The organism is Streptomyces sp. NBC_01260 (genome assembly GCF_036226405.1).
GTDB classification, from domain to species: Bacteria; Actinomycetota; Actinomycetes; order Streptomycetales; family Streptomycetaceae; genus Streptomyces; species Streptomyces laculatispora.
Genome location: NZ_CP108464.1, coordinates 4,714,731 through 4,730,979, shown reverse-complemented (window position 1 = coordinate 4,730,979; position 16,249 = coordinate 4,714,731). Strand labels below are relative to the sequence as shown.

Below are 16,249 nucleotides of genomic sequence, written 5' to 3'. Positions count from 1 at the left end.
CCGGTGGCGAGCCTGATCCTGTCGCTGGCGCGCGGAGCCGCCACCTCCCCCTTCAAACGGGCCGGCCGGCCAAACGCCGCGCTGCCGGCCGACCGGGCGACCCGCCCGGCCGCACCCGTCGCCGCAAGGCCGCTGGCCGCGTACCGCAGGATCTGCGGCTTCGCCGATCCGGGCGCCCTGCCGGTCACCTACCCCCACGTCCTGGCCTTCCCGCTCGCCATGCGCCTGATGACCCGACGGCGCTTCCCGCTGCCGGTCACCGGACTCGTCCACACCTGGATCGAGATCACCGCACACCGGGTGCTGCATCCCACGGACGAACTCGAACTGACCGTGTACGCAGCTGGGTTGACGCCGCACCGACGCGGCACCGAGGTCACCGTGGTCACCGAGGCGCGGCTGTCGGGCGAGCTGGTGTGGGAGTCCCGCAGCGGCTATCTGTCCCGGCACGCGACGCGCACCGGGACGACAGCAAAAGCCACTGGGACGACGCCGGAAACCACCGCCGCGCCCCCGCCCGCCGCAGCAGTGGCGCTGCCCGCCATCGCCGAGTGGCGGCTCCCCGCCGACCTGGGACGACGCTACGGAGCCGCGTCGGGCGACCGCAACCCCATCCACCTCTACCCGCTGACGGCACGGCTGTTCGGCTTCCCGCGCGCCATCGCGCACGGCATGTGGACCGTGGCCCGCTGCCTCGCCGAGGCCCCGCGGCCGCACCTGATCCATACCGTGCGGGCCGACTTCAAGGCGCCCGTCCTGCTGCCCGGCACCGTCACCTACGCCTCCGACGGCACCGGATTCCAGCTCCGCGACGGCAGCGGCGACAACGAGCGCATCCACCTCACCGGAACGGCGGCGCCCCGGACCGGCGGCTGAGGGCCGTCCCGTGACCGCGGGGTTCAGCGAACGAATGGGGCGCCCGCCGGGGGCATGGCAGGGTCAGGCCAGAGGTGCGTACGGACGTGGAGGCGCGTCCGCCCGCGGTCCGCTCGACCGGACCAGAACACCGGGTCAGTTCACCGGGCGCGCCCCGCGGCCTGCCCCCGCGGCTGCCAGGAACGGCCGTGCATGAGGTTCTCCAGACCGGCCCAGGAGAAGTTCATCAAGGTGGCCGCGGCCTCCTTGGCCGAGACGCCCGGAGTCTCGTTCGCCCAGCCGGCGAGCGACTCCGCGGCACCCACCAACGCCTGCGCGAGACCGGCCACATCGCGGTCGGGAAGCGCCGGATCGTGGTGCGCCTCGCGCGCCGCGGCTCCGATCAGACCCGTCACGAACGCAACGATCTCGTCGCGCATCACGCCCACCTCGGTGGCGAACGGCTCCCCGTGCGTACGCGCCTGCCGGTACAGCACCGCCCAGCCGTCCGGGTTCTCCGCGGTGTGCGTGAAGAACGCTTGCAGCCCGGACCACAGCTGGCGATCGGCGGGCAGTCCCGGCTCCGCCCCCGCCTGCACCGCCGCGAGCAGCGCCTGCGCCTCGCGCCGGATGCACGCGGTGAACAGCTCGTCCTTGGAATTCAGGTACAAATACACCAGCGGCTTGGACACCCCGGCCAACTCGGCGATCTCGTCCATCGAGGCGGCCCGGTAGCCGCGCTGCCCGAAGGTCCGCACCGCGGCGTCCATCATCTGCTGCTCGCGCACGGCGCGCGGCATCCGTTTGCCCTTCACAGCACCCACGTCGGCTCCCTCCCGCCCCCGCTGCACTACTCCCCGGTAAGAGTACGGCGCAGGGCTCGGCCCCGTGGTGCGGGCCGCGTCCCGCGACGCCCCCGGTGGCCGGTGAACTACGCAGGAGCAACGACGACTGTGCCCCGTACCCAGGTGTGAGGGTACGGGGCACAGTCGCAGGCGTCAGAAGGGTTCAGCGGGGTCAGGCGGGGACGGGCACCTTCGCCGGCTCGCTGTCCCGCACCTCGGCGTCGTCGACCGGGGAGGCCGAGGCCGAGTTGTACGCGTCGTGGTCGAGGATCTTCTCGCGGGCCGAGACGAGCACCGGGACCAGCGCCTGGCCTGCGACGTTGGTCGCCGTCCGCATCATGTCCAGGATCGGGTCGATGGCCATCAGCAGGCCGACGCCCTCCAGCGGGAGGCCCAGCGTCGACAGCGTCAGGGTCAGCATGACCGTGGCGCCGGTGAGACCGGCGGTGGCCGCCGAGCCGATCACCGAGACGAACGCGATCAGGATGTAGTCACCGACACCCAGCTGGACGTCGAAGATCTGCGCGATGAAGATCGCGGCCAGCGCCGGGTAGATCGCGGCGCAGCCGTCCATCTTGGTCGTCGCACCGAACGGGACCGCGAAGGAGGCGTACTCCTTCGGGACGCCGAGGCGCTCGGTGACCTGCTGGGTGACCGGCATGGTGCCGACCGAGGAGCGCGAGACGAAGGCCAGCTGGATCGCGGGCCAGGCGCCCTTGAAGAACTGGAGCGGGCTGACCTTGGCGACGGTGGCGAGCAGCAGCGGGTAGACGCCGAACATCACCAGGGCGCAGCCGATGTAGACGTCGGCGGTGAACGTCGCGTACTTGCCGATCAGGTCCCAGCCGTAGTCGGCGATCGCGTAGCCGATGAGGCCGATGGTGCCGATGGGGGCGAGCCGGATGACCCACCACAGCGCCTTCTGGAGGAGCTCCAGGACCGACTCGCTGAGGGTGAGGATCGGCTTGGCCTTCTCGCCGAGCTGAAGCGCGGCGATGCCCGCGACGGCGGCCATGAAGACGATCTGAAGGACGTTCAGCTCGGTGAACGGCGTGATGACGTTGTCCGGGATGATGCCGGTCAGGAAGTCGAGCCAGGAGCCGGCGTGCTCCGGCAGCTTGCCGTCCTTCGGGGTGAGGCCGGTGCCCGAGCCCGGGTTGGTGATCAGGCCGATCGCGAGGCCGATCGCGACCGCGATCAGCGAGGTGATCATGAACCAGAGGACGGTGCGGCCGGCCAGCCGGGCGGCGTTGTTGACCTTGCGCAGGTTGGTGATCGACACCAGGATCGCGAAGAAGACGAGGGGCGCGACAGCCAGCTTCAGCAGCTGGATGAAGATGTGGCCGACCTTGTCGAGCGTGGTGTAGAGCCAGTCGATGTCCTGGCTGCGGGCGAGCCAGCCGAGCAGGACGCCGAGGACGAGACCGGCGACGATCTGCGCCCAGAACGGGATCCTGGGTATGCGGAAACCGGAGCCGGAGGGCTCATCGGTGGTGGCGGACGCGGGGTTCGCGGACACGGACACACTCCAGATGTGACGCATCGGGACGCACGGGGACGATGTGCGGGGGGACGGGGGGTGCGGCGCCCGCGTCAGGGGCGGCGCCGCTGCATGATGCCGTTCAGACGTTGCGGCAACAGACCGCGGACATACAGCGGCAGAGATCGACATGCAGGCGCGCCACGAGCGGGATGCTCGGGGCAGGTCGGAGGCGCACAGCTGTCTTCATGTCGAACACGTTAACACTTAAACTTTGAGAACCTCAAAGGTCTTCTTTGGGATGCGACCGCGGGCGACCACCCCACGAAGGGCGGAGGAACGCGAAAACCCCAGTACAGGAGCGGTCGCTCCGGCGCTGGGGTTTCGAAGAGAAAGGGGGTGGGTGTGAGGGAGCTTACATTTCCCTTACCCGGCACTCACTGGGTGACGCTGTCCTCGCGGGTCCGGTTCGCCTCAAGGCGCGCCTTGGTCCGGTCGACCCTGGAGACGATCTGCTCGGACATCTCGTCGCGCTGCTTGCGCAGCAGCACGTAGCTGAGCGGCGCGGAGAGCACGAGGGCGAGCAGGATGACCCAGATGACGTTCGAGCCTCCCGCCCCGGAGGGGAGCAGCCCGAAGTTGACGGCCACGGCGGCGAGCGCGAAGCAGCCGACGAAGATACTGAGACGCATCGCGGTGTACCGGATCATTGCGCTCGGCTTGGCAGCGGACACAGCTCGCCTTCTCTCTCAGTGACAGTCCTGCCCGTCCAGTGAAGCATGCCCCGCGATCGCCCGGTTCGGAGGGCTCCGTGAAGCACCCCCGGGCTCCTCGCCGAAGGGCCCGGCCGGCCGTTCTCAGCCGAGCGGCAGCAGCATGCTGATGTCGTCGCGGTCGTCCCCCTCGGCCACCCGGATCGCCCCCGGCACCCGCCCGACCTCCTTGTAGCCGCAGGAGGCGTAGAACCGGTCGGCCCCCGTACCGCCCCGGCAGGTGAGCCGGATGGCCTCGACGCCCCCGATGGTGCGCGCGGCGTCGGCGGCCGCGGCCAGCAGGGCGCGCCCGTATCCGCGGCCCTGGTGGCGGGGGTGGACCATCACCGTGTAGAGCCAGACCCAGTGGGCCATCAGCCGGTGCGTGTTGCGGGTGAGGAAGGCCGTGGCCGCGACGGCGCCCTCCTCGTCGTAGCCGACGAGGAGCCGGGCGCGCTCCTCGGCCATGGCGGTGAGGTGCTTGACCAGATCGGGCCGGACGTCCTCGACCGTGACGGGCGGTACGAAACCCACCGCGCCGCCTGCGTTGGACACATCGGTCCAGAGCGCGGCGATACCGTCCCGCAGGGACTTGTCGAAGGTGGGGTCCAGCTCAAAAGTAAGTGCCATAAAGGCAGATTAACCATTACGAGCCCTGCCCTCAAACCCCGTCCGGAACGCGAGAAAGCTCCGGCCGGGACGGCGGCCGGAGCTTTCGTACAGCGCTGCGCGCACCGAGGGCGCGCGCCGGTTCAGACCCGCATGGGCTGCGGCGACTCGCGCCGCTCCGCGTCCGGGCCGGGGTACTCGCGGATGATCTCGTACCGGGTGTTGCGCTCGACGGGCCGGAAGCCCGCGTCGCGGATCAGGTCCAGCAGATCGTCACGGCCGAGCTTGTTCGGCGTGCCGTAGTTGTCCGCGTCGTGCGTGATCTTGTACTCGACGACCGAGCCGTCCATGTCGTCCGCGCCGTGCTGGAGCGCGAGCTGGGCGGTCTGCACACCGTGCATCACCCAGAAGACCTTGACGTGCGGGACGTTGTCGAAGAGCAGCCGGGAGACCGCGAAGGTCTTGAGCGCCTCCGCGCCGGTCGCCATCGTCGTCCGCGCCTGGAGCTTGTTGCGGATCTTGCCGTCCTTCATGTCCACGAAGTCGTGCTGGTAGCGCAGCGGGATGAAGACCTGGAAGCCGCCGGTCTCGTCCTGGAGCTCACGCAGCCGCAGCACGTGGTCGACGCGGTGACGGGGCTCCTCGATGTGCCCGTACAGCATCGTCGCGGGGGTCTTGAGACCCTTCTCGTGCGCGAGCCGGTGGATCCGCGACCAGTCCTCCCAGTGGGTGGCGTGGTCGACGATGTGCTGACGGACCTCCCAGTCGAAGATCTCCGCGCCACCACCGGTCAGCGACTCCAGACCGGCCTCGATCAGCTCGTCGAGGATCTCGGAGGCGGAGAGCCCGGAGATGGTCTCGAAGTGGTGGATCTCGGTGGCGGTGAACGCCTTGAGGGAGACCTCGGGCAGCGCTTCCTTCAGCGCGCTCAGCGAACGCGGGTAGTAGCGCCACGGCAGGGTGGGGTGCAGCCCGTTGACGATGTGCAGCTCGGTGAGGCTCTCGCCCTCCATCGCCTTCGCGAGGCGGACGGCCTCCTCGATGCGCATCGTGTACGCGTCCTTCTCGCCCGGCTTGCGCTGGAAAGAGCAGTACGCGCACGACGCGGTGCACACGTTCGTCATGTTGAGGTGACGGTTGACGTTGAAGTGGACGACGTCGCCGTTCTTGCGCGTACGCACCTCATGGGCCAGACCGCCCAGCCACGCCAGGTCGTCGGACTCGTAGAGCGCGATCCCGTCCTCGCGGGTCAGCCGCTCGCCGGCCCGGACCTTCTGCTCCAGCTCGCGCTTGAGTCCCGCGTCCACTAGGGCGCCTCCCATTTCTCTGCGTAACAGACTTCGCTCACCGTACTCCCCCGTCCGGCGCGGCCCGGTGACCCCCTCGGCTCTCCCCGTCAGTCCTCCTCGGGCAGGTCGCCGACCCGGTTCTCCCACTTGGTGGACAGCACGATCGTGGTACGGGTCCGCGAGACGCCCCTGGTGCCGCTGAGCCGGCGGATGGTCTTCTCCAGGCCGTCCACGTCACCGACCCGCACCTTGAGCATGTAGGAGTCGTCGCCCGCGATGAACCAGGCGTCCTCGATCTCGGCGAGGTCCTTCAGCCGGTGCGCGACGTCCTCGTGGTCCGCGGCGTCGGAGAGCGAGATGCCGATCAGGGCCGTCACCCCGAGTCCGAGGGAGGCCGCGTCGACGGTGGCGCGGTAGCCGGTGATGACTCCGGCGGTCTCCAGCCGGTTGATGCGGTCGGTGACGCTGGGCCCGGAGAGCCCCACGAGCCGCCCCAGCTCGGCGTACGAGGCCCTGCCGTTCTCCCTGAGGGCCTGGATGAGCTGCCTGTCCACCGCGTCCATGTGACTGGAACCTTCCATTATTCAGCAGTTTCGCGAATCTACGTGTAGAATCTAAGGCATGCAGGCGTCAGAGCCTGCAAATCTTCCCGAGCATCCAAAAAATGCTTTCGAATCTTCAGGAGTGAAAACACCGTGTACACGATCGAGATGGCCTACGCCCGGATGCGCGAGCTGCAGGACCTGGCCAACCGCTCGCGTGCCCACCAGCCCGCCGCTGCCCACCGGGTCGACCGGACCCGCAACCCGCGCGCAGCCAAGAAGCGCTGACCCCACCCGGATCAGCCACGGGAGCCGCCACCGAGCTCTCCCTCCCAGCGGCGGTACAGCTGGTGCGGCACCCCTGCCGCGTCCAGCACCCGCCCCGCGACGAAATCCACCAGGTCCTGGATGTGCGTCGCACCCGCGTAGAACGCCGGAGAGGCGGGCAGCACGACCGCGCCCGCCTCGTCCAGGGCCACCAGATGCTTCAGCGTCTGCCCGTTGAGCGGGGTCTCGCGCACCGCGACGACCAGCTTCCGCCGCTCCTTGAGCGTCACGCTCGCGGCCCGCTGCAACAGGTCCTTCGAGAGCCCGAGCGCCACCCCGGCCACACACGCCGTCGAGGCCGGGACGATCAGCATCCCCTTCGCCGGGTACGACCCCGAGGACGGCCCGGCGGCCAGATCACCGGCGGCCCAGTGCCGTACACCGGACAACTCCACCTCGAAGGTGCGCGGCTTGCCGTCCGCACCCCGCGCCAGCCAGCCGCGCAGGTCCTCCTGCCAGTGCGCGTCACGGAACGCGATCCCGGTCTCGTCCAGCAGGGTCAGCCGCGACGCCCGGCTCACCACCAGATCGACGCTCTCCCCCGCGGCCAGCAGACCGCGCAGCACCGCAGCGGCGAATGGTGTGCCCGAAGCGCCTGAAACCCCGACAATCCAAGGCTGTCGCTGCTGCTGACTCACTGAAATCCCGGAATCCACAGGACCGAGCCTATCCGGCACGCGCGACCCGGAACCGAGCCAGGGGCTCCGTACGTTCCGACGGATGAAGGGGGGTGCGTTCCATGAACGCCACGCACACGACGACCGGAGCCCGTGCCCTCGTGGCGGGCGCGGTCATGCTGGGCTGGGTCGGGCTGCTCTGGGTGCTGGAGGGCATCGACCTCGCGACCGGCCACAGCCTGGACAGCCACGGCATCAGCCCGCGCGATCCGGGCGAGCTGCTCGACATCGTGCCCGCCGCCTTTCTGCACAGCGGCTGGGCGCACGTCGCGTCGAACAGCGTCCCGCTGCTGGTCCTGGGCTTCATCGCCGCCCTGGGCGGCCTGCGCCGCTTCGCCGGCGTGGTGCTCACCGTGATCGTGATCGGCGGCCTCGGCGTCTGGCTCACCGCTCCGGCGAACACCGTCACGCTCGGCGCGTCGGGCGTGGTTTTCGGCCTCTTCGGCTATCTGCTGGTCCGCGGCTTCGTGGACCGCCGCCCGCTGGACGTGGTCGTCGGCGTGATCATCGCCGCGGTGTACGGCTCGCTGCTCCAGGGCGTCCTGCCGACCGATCCGGGTGTCAGCTGGCAGGGCCACCTCTTCGGCCTGATCGGCGGAGCGGTGGCCGCGTTCGTCCTGCGCCGCGGCGCCCGGCCGCTCAGACCGTCAGGCCCCGCACCAGCAGATCCAGCAGGGCACACGCGAACAGGGCCATTCCGATGAACCCGTTGACCGAGAAGAACGCCCGGTTCAGCCGCGACAGATCGTGCGGCCGCACCACCCGGTGCTCGTACACGAAGGCCACGGCGACGATCACCATGCCGATCCAGTAGAAGAGCCCCGCCTCGGTGGCCAGTCCGAACCAGACCAGCAGGCCGGTCGTCACCGCGTGGCAGACCCGCGCGCCCCAGAGCGCGCCCGGAATGCCGAACCGCGCCGGGACCGAGAGCACCCCGTGGGCCCGGTCGGCCTGCACGTCCTGGCAGGCGAAGATCAGGTCGAAGCCGCCGATCCAGATGCCGACGGCCAGCCCCAGGATCACCGCGTCCCACGACCAGCTCCCGGTCACCGCCAGCCAGGCACCGACCGGCCCCATGGCCTGGGCGATCCCCAGGATCGCGTGCGGGTAGTTCGTGAACCGCTTCCCGTACGGATAGACCACCATCGGGATCACCGCGAGCGGCGCGAGCGCCAGACAGAGCGGGTTCAGCAGCGCCGCCGCACCGAGGAAGACGACGACGGCGACGAGCGCCCCCGTCCACGCGGAGCGCACCGACACCGCGCCCGTCACCAGTTCACGGCCGGCGGTACGGGGGTTGCGGGCGTCGATCTCCCGGTCGATGATCCGGTTCGCGGCCATCGCGAAGGTGCGCAGCCCGACCATGGCGATGGTGACGAGCAGCAGGGTCGCCCAGTGGATCGACTCGTCGTCCTGGAACATCGCGGTCAGCGCGGCGATGAACGCGAAGGGCAGCGCGAAGACCGAGTGCTCGATCATCACGAGCCGCAGGAACGCCTTGACCTTGCTGTTCGGTTGCGCGGGCTCGGAGCCCAGAGTCGCTTCGGCGGCGCTCACAGTCCGTATTCCTTCCACCGGCGGTCGACCTTCGCCGCCGTGTCCGGGTCGGACTCGACCATGTCCGGCCAGCCCCCGTCCCGGGTGTAGCCCTCCTCGGGCCACTTCTTCGTCGCGTCGATACCGGCCTTGCCGCCCCAGAACTGCTGGTAGGAGGCGTGGTCGAGATGGTCGACGGGCCCCTCGGCGACGGTCAGGTCCCGCGCGTAGTCCGTATTGCCGAGCGCCCGCCAGGACACCTCGTGCAGATCGTGGACGTCGCAGTCGGAGTCCACCACGACGATCAGCTTGGTCAGCGACATCATGTGCGCGCCCCAGATGGCGCTCATCACCTTCTGGGCGTGCTTCGGGTACTTCTTGTCGATCGAGACGATGGCGCAGTTGTGGAAACCGCCGGACTCGGGCAGGTGGTAGTCCACGATGTCCGGCACGATGATCTTGAGCAGCGGCAGGAAGAACCGCTCGGTGGCCCGCCCCAGCGGCCCGTCCTCGGTCGGCGGCCGGCCCACCACGATCGACTGGATCAGCGGACGCCTGCGCATCGTCACGCAGTCGATGGTCAGCGCGGGGAACGGCTCCTGCGGCGTGTAGAAGCCGGTGTGGTCGCCGAACGGCCCCTCGGGCAGCGTCTTCCCGGGCTCCAGCCAGCCCTCGATGACGACCTCGGCGTTGGCCGGGACCTGGAGCGGGACGGTCTTGCAGTCGACCATCTCGATGCGCTTGCCCTGGATGAACCCGGCGAACAGGTACTCGTCGATGTCCCCGGGCAGCGGCGCGGTGGAGGCGTACGTCACCGCGGGCGGCGCCCCGAAGGCGATGGCGACCGGCAGCCGCTCACCGCGCCTGGCGGCGACCTGGTAGTGGTTGCGGCTGTCCTTGTGGATCTGCCAGTGCATCCCGATGGTGCGCCGGTCGTGGCGCTGGAGCCGGTAGAGCCCCAGGTTCCGTACGCCGGTCTCGGGGTGCTTGGTGTGCGTGAGACCCAGGTTGAAGAACGAGCCGCCGTCCTTGGGCCAGGTGAACAGCGCGGGCAGCCGGTCCAGGTCCACGTCGTCGCCGGTGAGGACGACCTCCTGCACCGGGGCGTTCTCGGCCTTCACCTTCTTGGGCGGTACGTGGACCATCGTCCCGAGCTTGCCGAAGGCCTCCCGGACCCCGACGAAGCCGTGCGGAAGCTCGGGCTTGAGCAGCCCGCCGATCTTGTCGCTGATCTCGGAGTAGGACTTCAGCCCGAGCGCCTTGAGGAGCCGCTTGTCGGTGCCGAACACGTTCATGGCCAGGGGCATCGAGGAGCCCTTGACGTTCTCGAAGAGCAGCGCGGGCCCGCCGGCCTTGTTCACCCGGTCGACGATCTCACCGACCTCCAGGTAGGGGTCGACCTCGGCCTTGATGCGCTTGAGCTCGCCCTCGCGCTCCAGAGCCCGGAGAAGGGATCGAAGATCGTCGTAAGCCATGCTGACCAGTATCGGCCACCGGTCGCCCCGGGCCCGTCACCGGGTCCGGGTCCCCCGGCGGCGCAGGCGGAGACAACGCCTCGGCCAGGGCGGACGCGGCCGGGCAGAGCTGCTGGGCTGCCGCCCTCGCCCGGTGTTCACGTCCCGCGTACGTCACCCGGCTCCGTGCGGCCCCCGTCGCCACTGCCGTACGGGGGCCGCCCGCCCCTGCTCTCGGCGATCCGCAGCGCATCGGCCAGGCACTCGGCCAGGCGGGCTGCGGCAAAGCGGAGCTCCGTCGCCGACGCACCGGGGGCGGCGATGATCGGCCGGGCGCAGCCGAGGACCTCGGCGCCCATGCCCAGTTGTACGGCCTCCATCTGGTCCGCCACCCGCGACACGTATCCATGGCCGTCCGTACGCAGGTAGCACGGTCCACCGTCCGGCCGGGGCCATGGCAGTAACCGGGCACGCGAGGCGTCGAGTTGCTCTGGGGCGCTCATGGTCATGAGACTGGATCGGTGGACCGGTCCGGTCAAGCTATTCGCCGCTTCTTCCGCCCATCGGGTAGCTCTCGATCTGCTCCCAGAGGTGCCCGGGCGTCACACCCTCCTCGCACACCAGCACCTCGCCCGCGTCGTCACTCGCCGTGTGAAGGACGACCGCCACGGCGACCGGTCCGCTGAGCCCCAGGGACTCGGCCTCGGAGGCGGAGGCCAGCCGGACCGAGGTCACATCGGCCCCCTGGACCGGAGACCTGCCGAGCGTCCGCGCCACGTAGTGCGTGGTGCCCTCCGCGATCGGCCCCTTCTGGGCGAGCCTCGGGCAGCGGTCCGACACGCTCTCCGGGAACCAGGCCGTGACCAGCGACAACGGCGAGCCGTCGTCGAGCAGCATCAGCCGGTCACGGCGAAGAGCGAGGGCCCCGGTGCCGAGCCCCATCGCCTCGGCCACCCGCCTGGGCGGCTCCTCCTTCCCCGGCGCCCCCAGACGCCGGAAGGGGCTCCCGCCGGACACCCGGGACGATCCGGCGAATCGCCGGCCCACCGGGCGGGCCACCGGGGTCTCCACGACCGTGAACCCCGTGCCCTGCCGGGCCGCGACAAGCCCGTCGCCACGCAGGACGTCCATCGCCTTGATGACGGTGGCGCGCGACACCGCCCACTGCTCGCACAGGTCGCGCCCGGAGGGAAGAAGATCACCCGGCCCGAACTCGCCCTCCGAAATCCTGATGCGCAGGGACTCGGCGATCTGCTCGTACTTGAGTAGCGGCACAGCGTCCTCCTGGTGACTGGACAGGTCAACCGGCTAGGTTAGCGCAGGGATTCACCCGCTGCGGCTCCGGCCAGGAACCCCCGGCCGGGAACAGGACGGACTTATGACGGCTCACCAAGTCCCCACGGGAATCATCGAGTTCTACACCTCCACCATCAACGAGGCGGACCGGCTCAACGTCCCGGCCGACGGTGTACTGGAAATGGTCCGGACACAGGAGCTGCTGCGTCGCCACCTCCCGCCCGCCCCGGCATCCGTGCTCGATGTCGGCGGCGGCCCGGGGACTCATGCGCGATGGCTCTCGGACGACGGATACCGCGTCCACCTCGTGGACCCGGTGCAGCGCCATCTCACCGAGGCCGGGGACTGCGGCTGCACCGTCGAGCTGGGCGACGCACGGGAACTGAGCGCGCCGGACGACTCGTACGACGTGGTTCTGCTGCTCGGCCCGCTCTACCACCTCGTCGAAGCCGCCGACCGTATGACCGCCCTCGCCGAAGCCCGTCGTGTGGTCCGGCCCGGCGGGCTCGTCGCCGCGGCCGGCATCAGCCGCTACGCCTCGCTGTTCGAGCACACCGCCCTCGCGCACCTCGACAGCGCCTCGCTCCAGCAAGGCATCGCCAAGATCCTCGCGACCGGTTCGCACGACGGGAAGAAGGGCTTCACCGAGGCGCACTTCCATACGGGCGCGGAACTGGAGGCGGAGATGAGCGAAGCCGGTTTCACCGGAACCCGGGTGTACGGGATCGAAGGTCCCACCTGGGCACTGCTGAAGGCGACCGAGCGGCACACCCGCGAATCCCTCACCCAGTCGCGCATGTTCGCCTCCGCCCTCGCGGCGGCCCGCATGGCCGAGCCCTACCCCGATCTGCTCGCCGCCAGTTCCCATCTGCTCGCCGTGGGGCGCAACTGACACCGGCTACCCTGGGCCCGTCACCGGGGCGGGGCTCTGCCCCGCCAACTCTCCCCTGGGGGACTCTTCCACCATGCTCCGGGCCCTGATCTACCTCCTGCCGCTGGCGCTGACGATCTACGCGTTCATCGACTGCCTGAACACCCCGGAGGACGAGGCCAAGCACCTGCCGAAGATCGCCTGGGTCTTCATCATCCTGCTGTTCTGGATCGTCGGCCCGATCGTGTGGCTGGCCGCGGGCAAGGTGCGGGAGGTGCCCGCCGACGGCCGTACGCCCTCCGAGTGGCACCGCGGCCGGCGCACCCGGTGGGTGGCGCCGGACGACAATCCCGACTTCCTCAACTCCCTGAAGGACGAGCACAAGAAGGACGAGTCGCTCCTCAAGGACTGGGAGGCGGACCTGCGCCGCCGGGAGAACGAGCTCAAGCGGCGCGACAGCGGGGCGGGTCCGGAGGAGTCGGCGCCGCCCGCTTCGTAACGCACGCGGGATCAGACGTACAGCAGTTGCCCCAGCCGGTTGAGCAGGGGCAGCAGTGCTGTGCGCTCCTGCGGTGTGAGCGCTTCGAGCGCACCGTGCACGGCGTGCATCTCGGCGCGGATCGTGCGGGCGAGCCGGGTGCCCTCGGGGGTGCGGCTCGCGACCTTGGAGCGGCGGTCGCCCGGGGCGGGGGCGCGGCCGACCAGTCCGCGGGTCTCCATGCGGCTGATGAGGCCGGTGGCGTTGGACGCGTCGCAGACGAGGTGGGCCGCGAGCGCGCTCATCGGCATGGGTTCGTTGAGCGCGATCAGCGCACGGGCCTGCGAGGTCGACAGGCCGTGGCGGGCGGCGACGGCGGTGAGGTCGTCGTGATGGCCGCGGACGACGACGGCCAGCGGCTCCAGGAGGTCTTCCGGGGTGGGGGCGGCTCGATCGTCCGGAGCAGTGACGGCGCGGGGCGTCGGTTCGGTGGTCATGGTCGGCCATTCTTCGATCGGCATCCGCCGACATTTATTTGACATGCTCAATATTTGGCAGTTACATGAAATCGATTGCTTGAGCATATCAAGTTCTGAGCGGGTCCCGCTTCCCAGCTGAACCCGCATGTGAACCCGCACTTCGCCCGCCCGCAGGGAGTACCCCCCATGCCCTCCGTACTGTTCGTTCTCACCGGCGCCGACCACTGGACCCTCAACGACGGCACCACCCACCCCACCGGGTTCTGGGCCGAGGAGCTGGCCGCGCCGCACCGGGTCTTCACCGAGGCCGGATACGCCGTCACGCTCGCCACCCCCGGCGGCGTCACCCCCACCGTCGACGCGGGCAGCCTGGCGGCCGCCGCCAACGGCGGACCGGAGCAGGCCGACGCCGTCGCCGCGTACCTCGACGCGATCGGCCCCGAGCTCCGCGCCCCGGCCCGGCTGGAGGACATCCACCCGGACCGGTACGACGCCCTCTTCTACCCCGGCGGTCACGGGCCCATGGAGGACCTGGCCGTCAGCGCCCTGTCCGGGCGGCTGCTGACCGGCGCGCTCGACTCCGGCGTCCGGCTCGGCGTGCTCTGCCACGCGCCGGCCGCACTGCTCGCCGCCCGGCGCGAGGACGGCGGCTGGCCGTTCGCCGGCTACCGCATGACCGGGTTCAGCAACGCCGAGGAATCCATCGGCGGACTCGCCGACAAGGCGCCCTGGCTGCTGGAGGACCGGCTCGTCGCGCTGGGCGCCGACTACACCGCCGCCGCCCCCTTCGCCCCGCACACCGTCACCGACCGCACCCTGCACACCGGCCAGAACCCGGCCTCCTCCGAGCAGCTCGCCCGTGAGATGGTCGCCGCGCTCGCCCCCGTCGAGTCCCCGGCCGAGACCGTCGACCGTCTCCGCACCACCTTCCGCACCGGCCGCACCAAGAGCCTCGACTGGCGCACCGACCAGCTCCGGCGGCTGCGCGCGCTGCTCACCGAGCACGGTGACGAACTCGCCGACGCGCTCCACGCCGACCTCGGCAAGAGCCGCAAGGAGGCGTACCGCACCGAGATCGACTTCACCGTCCGCGAGATCGACCACACGCTGGAGCACCTGGCCGACTGGCTGCGGCCCGAGCCCGCCCCCGTACCGGCCCGGCTGGGCGGGGCGAAGGCCCACACCGTGCAGGACCCGCTCGGTGTCGTCCTGGTCATCGCGCCCTGGAACTACCCGCTGCAGCTGCTGCTCGCCCCGGTCGTCGGCGCGCTGGCCGCCGGCAACGCCGTGGTGGCCAAGCCGAGCGAGCTGGCGCCCGCGACCTCCGCCGCCGTCGCCCGGCTGCTGCCGCGCTGTCTGGACGAGGACGCGGTCGCCGTCGTGGAGGGGGCGGTCCCCGAGACCACCGCGCTGCTCGCCGAGCGCTTCGACCACATCTTCTACACCGGCAACGGTGCGGTGGGCCGGATCGTGATGGCCGCCGCGGCGAAGCACCTCACTCCGGTGACGCTCGAACTGGGCGGCAAGTCACCGGTCTTCGTCGACCGGGACACCGACCTGAAGGCGGTCGCGGGCCGGCTGGCGGCCGGCAAGTTCCTGAACGCCGGCCAGACCTGCGTCGCCCCCGACTACGTACTGACCGACCCGGGGACCGGCGCCGCCCTCGCGGACGCGCTCGCCACCGCCGTCGAGGAGCTGTACGGGGCGGACGCCTCGACGCACCCGGAGTACGGACGGATCGTGAACCGGCGCCACTTCGACCGGCTGACGGGCCTGCTCGGCTCGGGCCGCACGGTGACCGGCGGGACGTACGACCGCGACGCCAAGTACCTCGCCCCGACCGTGCTGGCCGACGTGGCACCGGACGCGCCCGTGATGCGGGAGGAGATCTTCGGCCCGGTGCTGCCGATCATCTCGGTGGACGGCCTCGACGAGGCCATCGCGTTCATCAACGACCGGGACAAGCCGCTCGCGCTGTACGCGTTCACCGAGTCGGACACCGTACGCGAACGGCTGGTCGCCGAGACGTCGTCGGGCGCCGTCGGGATCGGGCTGCCGCTGGCCCATCTGACCGTGTCGGACCTGCCGTTCGGCGGGGTCGGCGAGAGCGGTATGGGCAGCTACCACGGCCGCTACTCGCTGGAGACGTTCAGCCACCGCAAGGCGGTCCTGGACACCCCTCTCGCCTCATGAGCACCACCGGCGCCCCCGGCCGGGACGCGGCGTGGCTGGCGACCGCCCTCGACGAGGCCCGTGCCGGTCTCGCCGAGGGCGGCATCCCGATCGGCGCCGCCCTGTACGGGGCGGACGGTGCGCTGCTCGGCCGGGGCCGCAACCGCCGGGTGCAGGACGGCGATCCGTCCATGCACGCGGAGACGGCCGCGTTCCGGGCCGCCGGGCGGCAGCGCTCGTACCGGGGCACCACGATGGTGACGACGCTGTCCCCCTGCTGGTACTGCTCGGGTCTGGTGCGCCAGTTCGGGATCTCGCGGGTGGTGATCGGTGAGGCCGGGACGTTCCGCGGCGGGCACGACTGGCTGGCCCGGCACGGGGTGGAGATCGTGCTGCTCGACGACGCCGACTGCCTCGATCTGATGCGCGGCTTCGTGCGCGGGAATCCCGCGCTGTGGAGCGAGGACATCGGCGAGGACTGATCCCGGACACGGTCCGGCAGCCGCCCAAAACCGGCAACGGCTGCCCCACACCCGCGGGACGGGGTGGGGCAGCCGGAGGGCGGGCCGCGGAACCCGCGGCCGGGG

At 70.6% G+C, this 16,249-nt stretch carries 19 protein-coding genes and 1 pseudogene; 8 read left to right on the top strand and 12 right to left on the bottom strand.

Annotated elements, in window-relative coordinates; genetic code table 11:
* The first annotated feature begins 3 nt into the window (after positions 1–3).
* Positions 4–876, top strand: coding sequence for a MaoC family dehydratase (locus tag OG322_RS21230; protein WP_185095304.1), 873 nt, complete (start codon positions 4–6; stop codon positions 874–876).
* A 140-nt stretch (positions 877–1,016) separates the two neighbouring features.
* Here the strand turns inward: OG322_RS21230 and OG322_RS21225 are convergent, their stop codons facing one another.
* The 6 genes from OG322_RS21225 to OG322_RS21200 form a co-directional block, all read right to left on the bottom strand.
* Positions 1,017–1,655 carry a TetR/AcrR family transcriptional regulator gene (locus OG322_RS21225; RefSeq protein WP_123462049.1) on the bottom strand — a complete coding sequence of 213 codons (639 nt, stop codon included), beginning with the start codon at positions 1,653–1,655 and terminating at the stop codon, positions 1,017–1,019.
* 217 nt (positions 1,656–1,872) lie between these two features.
* The gene (locus OG322_RS21220) at positions 1,873–3,219 is read right to left on the bottom strand and encodes a dicarboxylate/amino acid:cation symporter (protein WP_123459950.1); all 1,347 of its coding nucleotides are present in this window, start codon (positions 3,217–3,219) and stop codon (positions 1,873–1,875) included.
* 398 nt (positions 3,220–3,617) lie between these two features.
* Positions 3,618–3,872, bottom strand: a complete 255-nt coding sequence (locus tag OG322_RS21215; protein WP_123462052.1) for a DUF4229 domain-containing protein — start codon at positions 3,870–3,872, stop codon at positions 3,618–3,620.
* Positions 3,873–4,037: 165 nt separating this feature from the next.
* Positions 4,038–4,562 carry a GNAT family N-acetyltransferase gene (locus OG322_RS21210; protein ID WP_329306799.1) on the bottom strand — a complete coding sequence of 175 codons (525 nt, stop codon included), beginning with the start codon at positions 4,560–4,562 and terminating at the stop codon, positions 4,038–4,040.
* 122 nt (positions 4,563–4,684) lie between these two features.
* Entirely contained in the window at positions 4,685–5,848 is a 1,164-nt protein-coding gene (gene mqnE / locus OG322_RS21205; protein WP_123459951.1) for an aminofutalosine synthase MqnE, read from the bottom strand.
* 89 nt (positions 5,849–5,937) lie between these two features.
* On the bottom strand, positions 5,938–6,393 hold the full coding sequence (locus tag OG322_RS21200; RefSeq protein ID WP_123459952.1) for an Lrp/AsnC family transcriptional regulator: 456 nt from the start codon (positions 6,391–6,393) through the stop codon (positions 5,938–5,940).
* A 132-nt stretch (positions 6,394–6,525) separates the two neighbouring features.
* On the opposite strand from OG322_RS21200, the gene OG322_RS21195 reads away from it, so the two are divergent.
* Positions 6,526–6,660, top strand: a complete 135-nt coding sequence (locus OG322_RS21195) for a hypothetical protein (protein WP_260146689.1) — start codon at positions 6,526–6,528, stop codon at positions 6,658–6,660.
* Between the two features lie 11 nt (positions 6,661–6,671).
* Here the strand turns inward: OG322_RS21195 and OG322_RS21190 are convergent, their stop codons facing one another.
* On the bottom strand, positions 6,672–7,337 hold the full coding sequence (locus tag OG322_RS21190; RefSeq protein ID WP_329306798.1) for a UbiX family flavin prenyltransferase: 666 nt from the start codon (positions 7,335–7,337) through the stop codon (positions 6,672–6,674).
* A gap of 101 nt (positions 7,338–7,438) precedes the next feature.
* Here OG322_RS21190 and OG322_RS21185 point away from each other — a divergent pair, with 101 nt between their 5' ends.
* Positions 7,439–8,080: a rhomboid family intramembrane serine protease gene (locus OG322_RS21185; RefSeq protein WP_123462056.1), complete on the top strand. Its 642-nt coding sequence runs from the start codon at positions 7,439–7,441 to the stop codon at positions 8,078–8,080.
* Here the strand turns inward: OG322_RS21185 and mqnP are convergent.
* The 4 genes from mqnP to OG322_RS21165 all read right to left on the bottom strand — a co-directional run bounded on the left by mqnP (position 8,016) and on the right by OG322_RS21165 (position 11,641).
* Entirely contained in the window at positions 8,016–8,933 is a 918-nt protein-coding gene (mqnP, locus tag OG322_RS21180) for a menaquinone biosynthesis prenyltransferase MqnP (protein WP_123459954.1), read from the bottom strand. The two genes, OG322_RS21185 and mqnP, sit on opposite strands and share 65 nt — an antisense overlap.
* Positions 8,930–10,387, bottom strand: a complete 1,458-nt coding sequence (locus tag OG322_RS21175; protein WP_123459955.1) for a menaquinone biosynthesis decarboxylase — start codon at positions 10,385–10,387, stop codon at positions 8,930–8,932. Before OG322_RS21175 ends, mqnP begins: the two co-directional genes overlap by 4 nt.
* Before the next feature lie 137 nt (positions 10,388–10,524).
* Positions 10,525–10,869 carry a hypothetical protein gene (locus OG322_RS21170; protein ID WP_123462058.1) on the bottom strand — a complete coding sequence of 115 codons (345 nt, stop codon included), beginning with the start codon at positions 10,867–10,869 and terminating at the stop codon, positions 10,525–10,527.
* A gap of 37 nt (positions 10,870–10,906) precedes the next feature.
* Positions 10,907–11,641: a GntR family transcriptional regulator gene (locus OG322_RS21165; protein ID WP_123459956.1), complete on the bottom strand. Its 735-nt coding sequence runs from the start codon at positions 11,639–11,641 to the stop codon at positions 10,907–10,909.
* Positions 11,642–11,744: 103 nt separating this feature from the next.
* On the opposite strand from OG322_RS21165, the gene OG322_RS21160 reads away from it, so the two are divergent.
* Positions 11,745–12,554, top strand: coding sequence for a class I SAM-dependent methyltransferase (locus OG322_RS21160; RefSeq protein WP_123459957.1), 810 nt, complete (start codon positions 11,745–11,747; stop codon positions 12,552–12,554).
* Positions 12,555–12,627: 73 nt separating this feature from the next.
* Positions 12,628–13,032, top strand: coding sequence for a PLD nuclease N-terminal domain-containing protein (locus OG322_RS21155; protein ID WP_123459958.1), 405 nt, complete (start codon positions 12,628–12,630; stop codon positions 13,030–13,032).
* Positions 13,033–13,043: 11 nt separating this feature from the next.
* Here OG322_RS21155 and OG322_RS21150 read toward each other — a convergent pair whose 3' ends face one another.
* Positions 13,044–13,508: a MarR family winged helix-turn-helix transcriptional regulator gene (locus tag OG322_RS21150; RefSeq protein WP_123462060.1), complete on the bottom strand. Its 465-nt coding sequence runs from the start codon at positions 13,506–13,508 to the stop codon at positions 13,044–13,046.
* Between the two features lie 168 nt (positions 13,509–13,676).
* Between OG322_RS21150 and OG322_RS41605 the strand changes: the two are divergent.
* The 3 genes and pseudogenes from OG322_RS41605 to OG322_RS21140 form a co-directional block, all read left to right on the top strand.
* Positions 13,677–14,369, top strand: a pseudogene (locus OG322_RS41605) (type 1 glutamine amidotransferase domain-containing protein); the annotation flags it as partial.
* The gene (locus OG322_RS21145) at positions 14,355–15,683 is read left to right on the top strand and encodes an aldehyde dehydrogenase family protein (RefSeq protein ID WP_206432387.1); all 1,329 of its coding nucleotides are present in this window, start codon (positions 14,355–14,357) and stop codon (positions 15,681–15,683) included. The pseudogene OG322_RS41605 and the gene OG322_RS21145, both read left to right, overlap by 15 nt.
* Positions 15,680–16,144: a nucleoside deaminase gene (locus OG322_RS21140; RefSeq protein WP_123459960.1), complete on the top strand. Its 465-nt coding sequence runs from the start codon at positions 15,680–15,682 to the stop codon at positions 16,142–16,144. The genes OG322_RS21145 and OG322_RS21140 overlap by 4 nt, the downstream gene beginning before the upstream one ends.
* The last annotated feature ends 105 nt before the right edge of the window (positions 16,145–16,249 follow it).

Excerpts from the sequence above, each read along its gene's own strand:
- OG322_RS21210 (WP_329306799.1), bottom strand. The coding sequence starts at position 4,562 with ATGGCACTTACTTTTGAGCTGGACCCCACCTTCGACAAGTCCCTGCGG.
- OG322_RS21200 (WP_123459952.1), bottom strand. The coding sequence starts at position 6,393 with ATGGACGCGGTGGACAGGCAGCTCATCCAGGCCCTCAGGGAGAACGGC.
- OG322_RS21150 (WP_123462060.1), bottom strand. The coding sequence starts at position 13,508 with ATGACCACCGAACCGACGCCCCGCGCCGTCACTGCTCCGGACGATCGA.
- OG322_RS21170 (WP_123462058.1), bottom strand. The coding sequence starts at position 10,869 with ATGAGCGCCCCAGAGCAACTCGACGCCTCGCGTGCCCGGTTACTGCCA.
- OG322_RS21145 (WP_206432387.1), top strand. The coding sequence starts at position 14,355 with ATGGTCGCCGCGCTCGCCCCCGTCGAGTCCCCGGCCGAGACCGTCGAC.
- OG322_RS21155 (WP_123459958.1), top strand. The coding sequence starts at position 12,628 with ATGCTCCGGGCCCTGATCTACCTCCTGCCGCTGGCGCTGACGATCTAC.
- OG322_RS21185 (WP_123462056.1), top strand. The coding sequence starts at position 7,439 with ATGAACGCCACGCACACGACGACCGGAGCCCGTGCCCTCGTGGCGGGC.
- OG322_RS21175 (WP_123459955.1), bottom strand. The coding sequence starts at position 10,387 with ATGGCTTACGACGATCTTCGATCCCTTCTCCGGGCTCTGGAGCGCGAG.
- OG322_RS21140 (WP_123459960.1), top strand. The coding sequence starts at position 15,680 with ATGAGCACCACCGGCGCCCCCGGCCGGGACGCGGCGTGGCTGGCGACC.
- OG322_RS21225 (WP_123462049.1), bottom strand. The coding sequence starts at position 1,655 with ATGCCGCGCGCCGTGCGCGAGCAGCAGATGATGGACGCCGCGGTGCGG.
- OG322_RS21160 (WP_123459957.1), top strand. The coding sequence starts at position 11,745 with ATGACGGCTCACCAAGTCCCCACGGGAATCATCGAGTTCTACACCTCC.
- OG322_RS21215 (WP_123462052.1), bottom strand. The coding sequence starts at position 3,872 with ATGCGTCTCAGTATCTTCGTCGGCTGCTTCGCGCTCGCCGCCGTGGCC.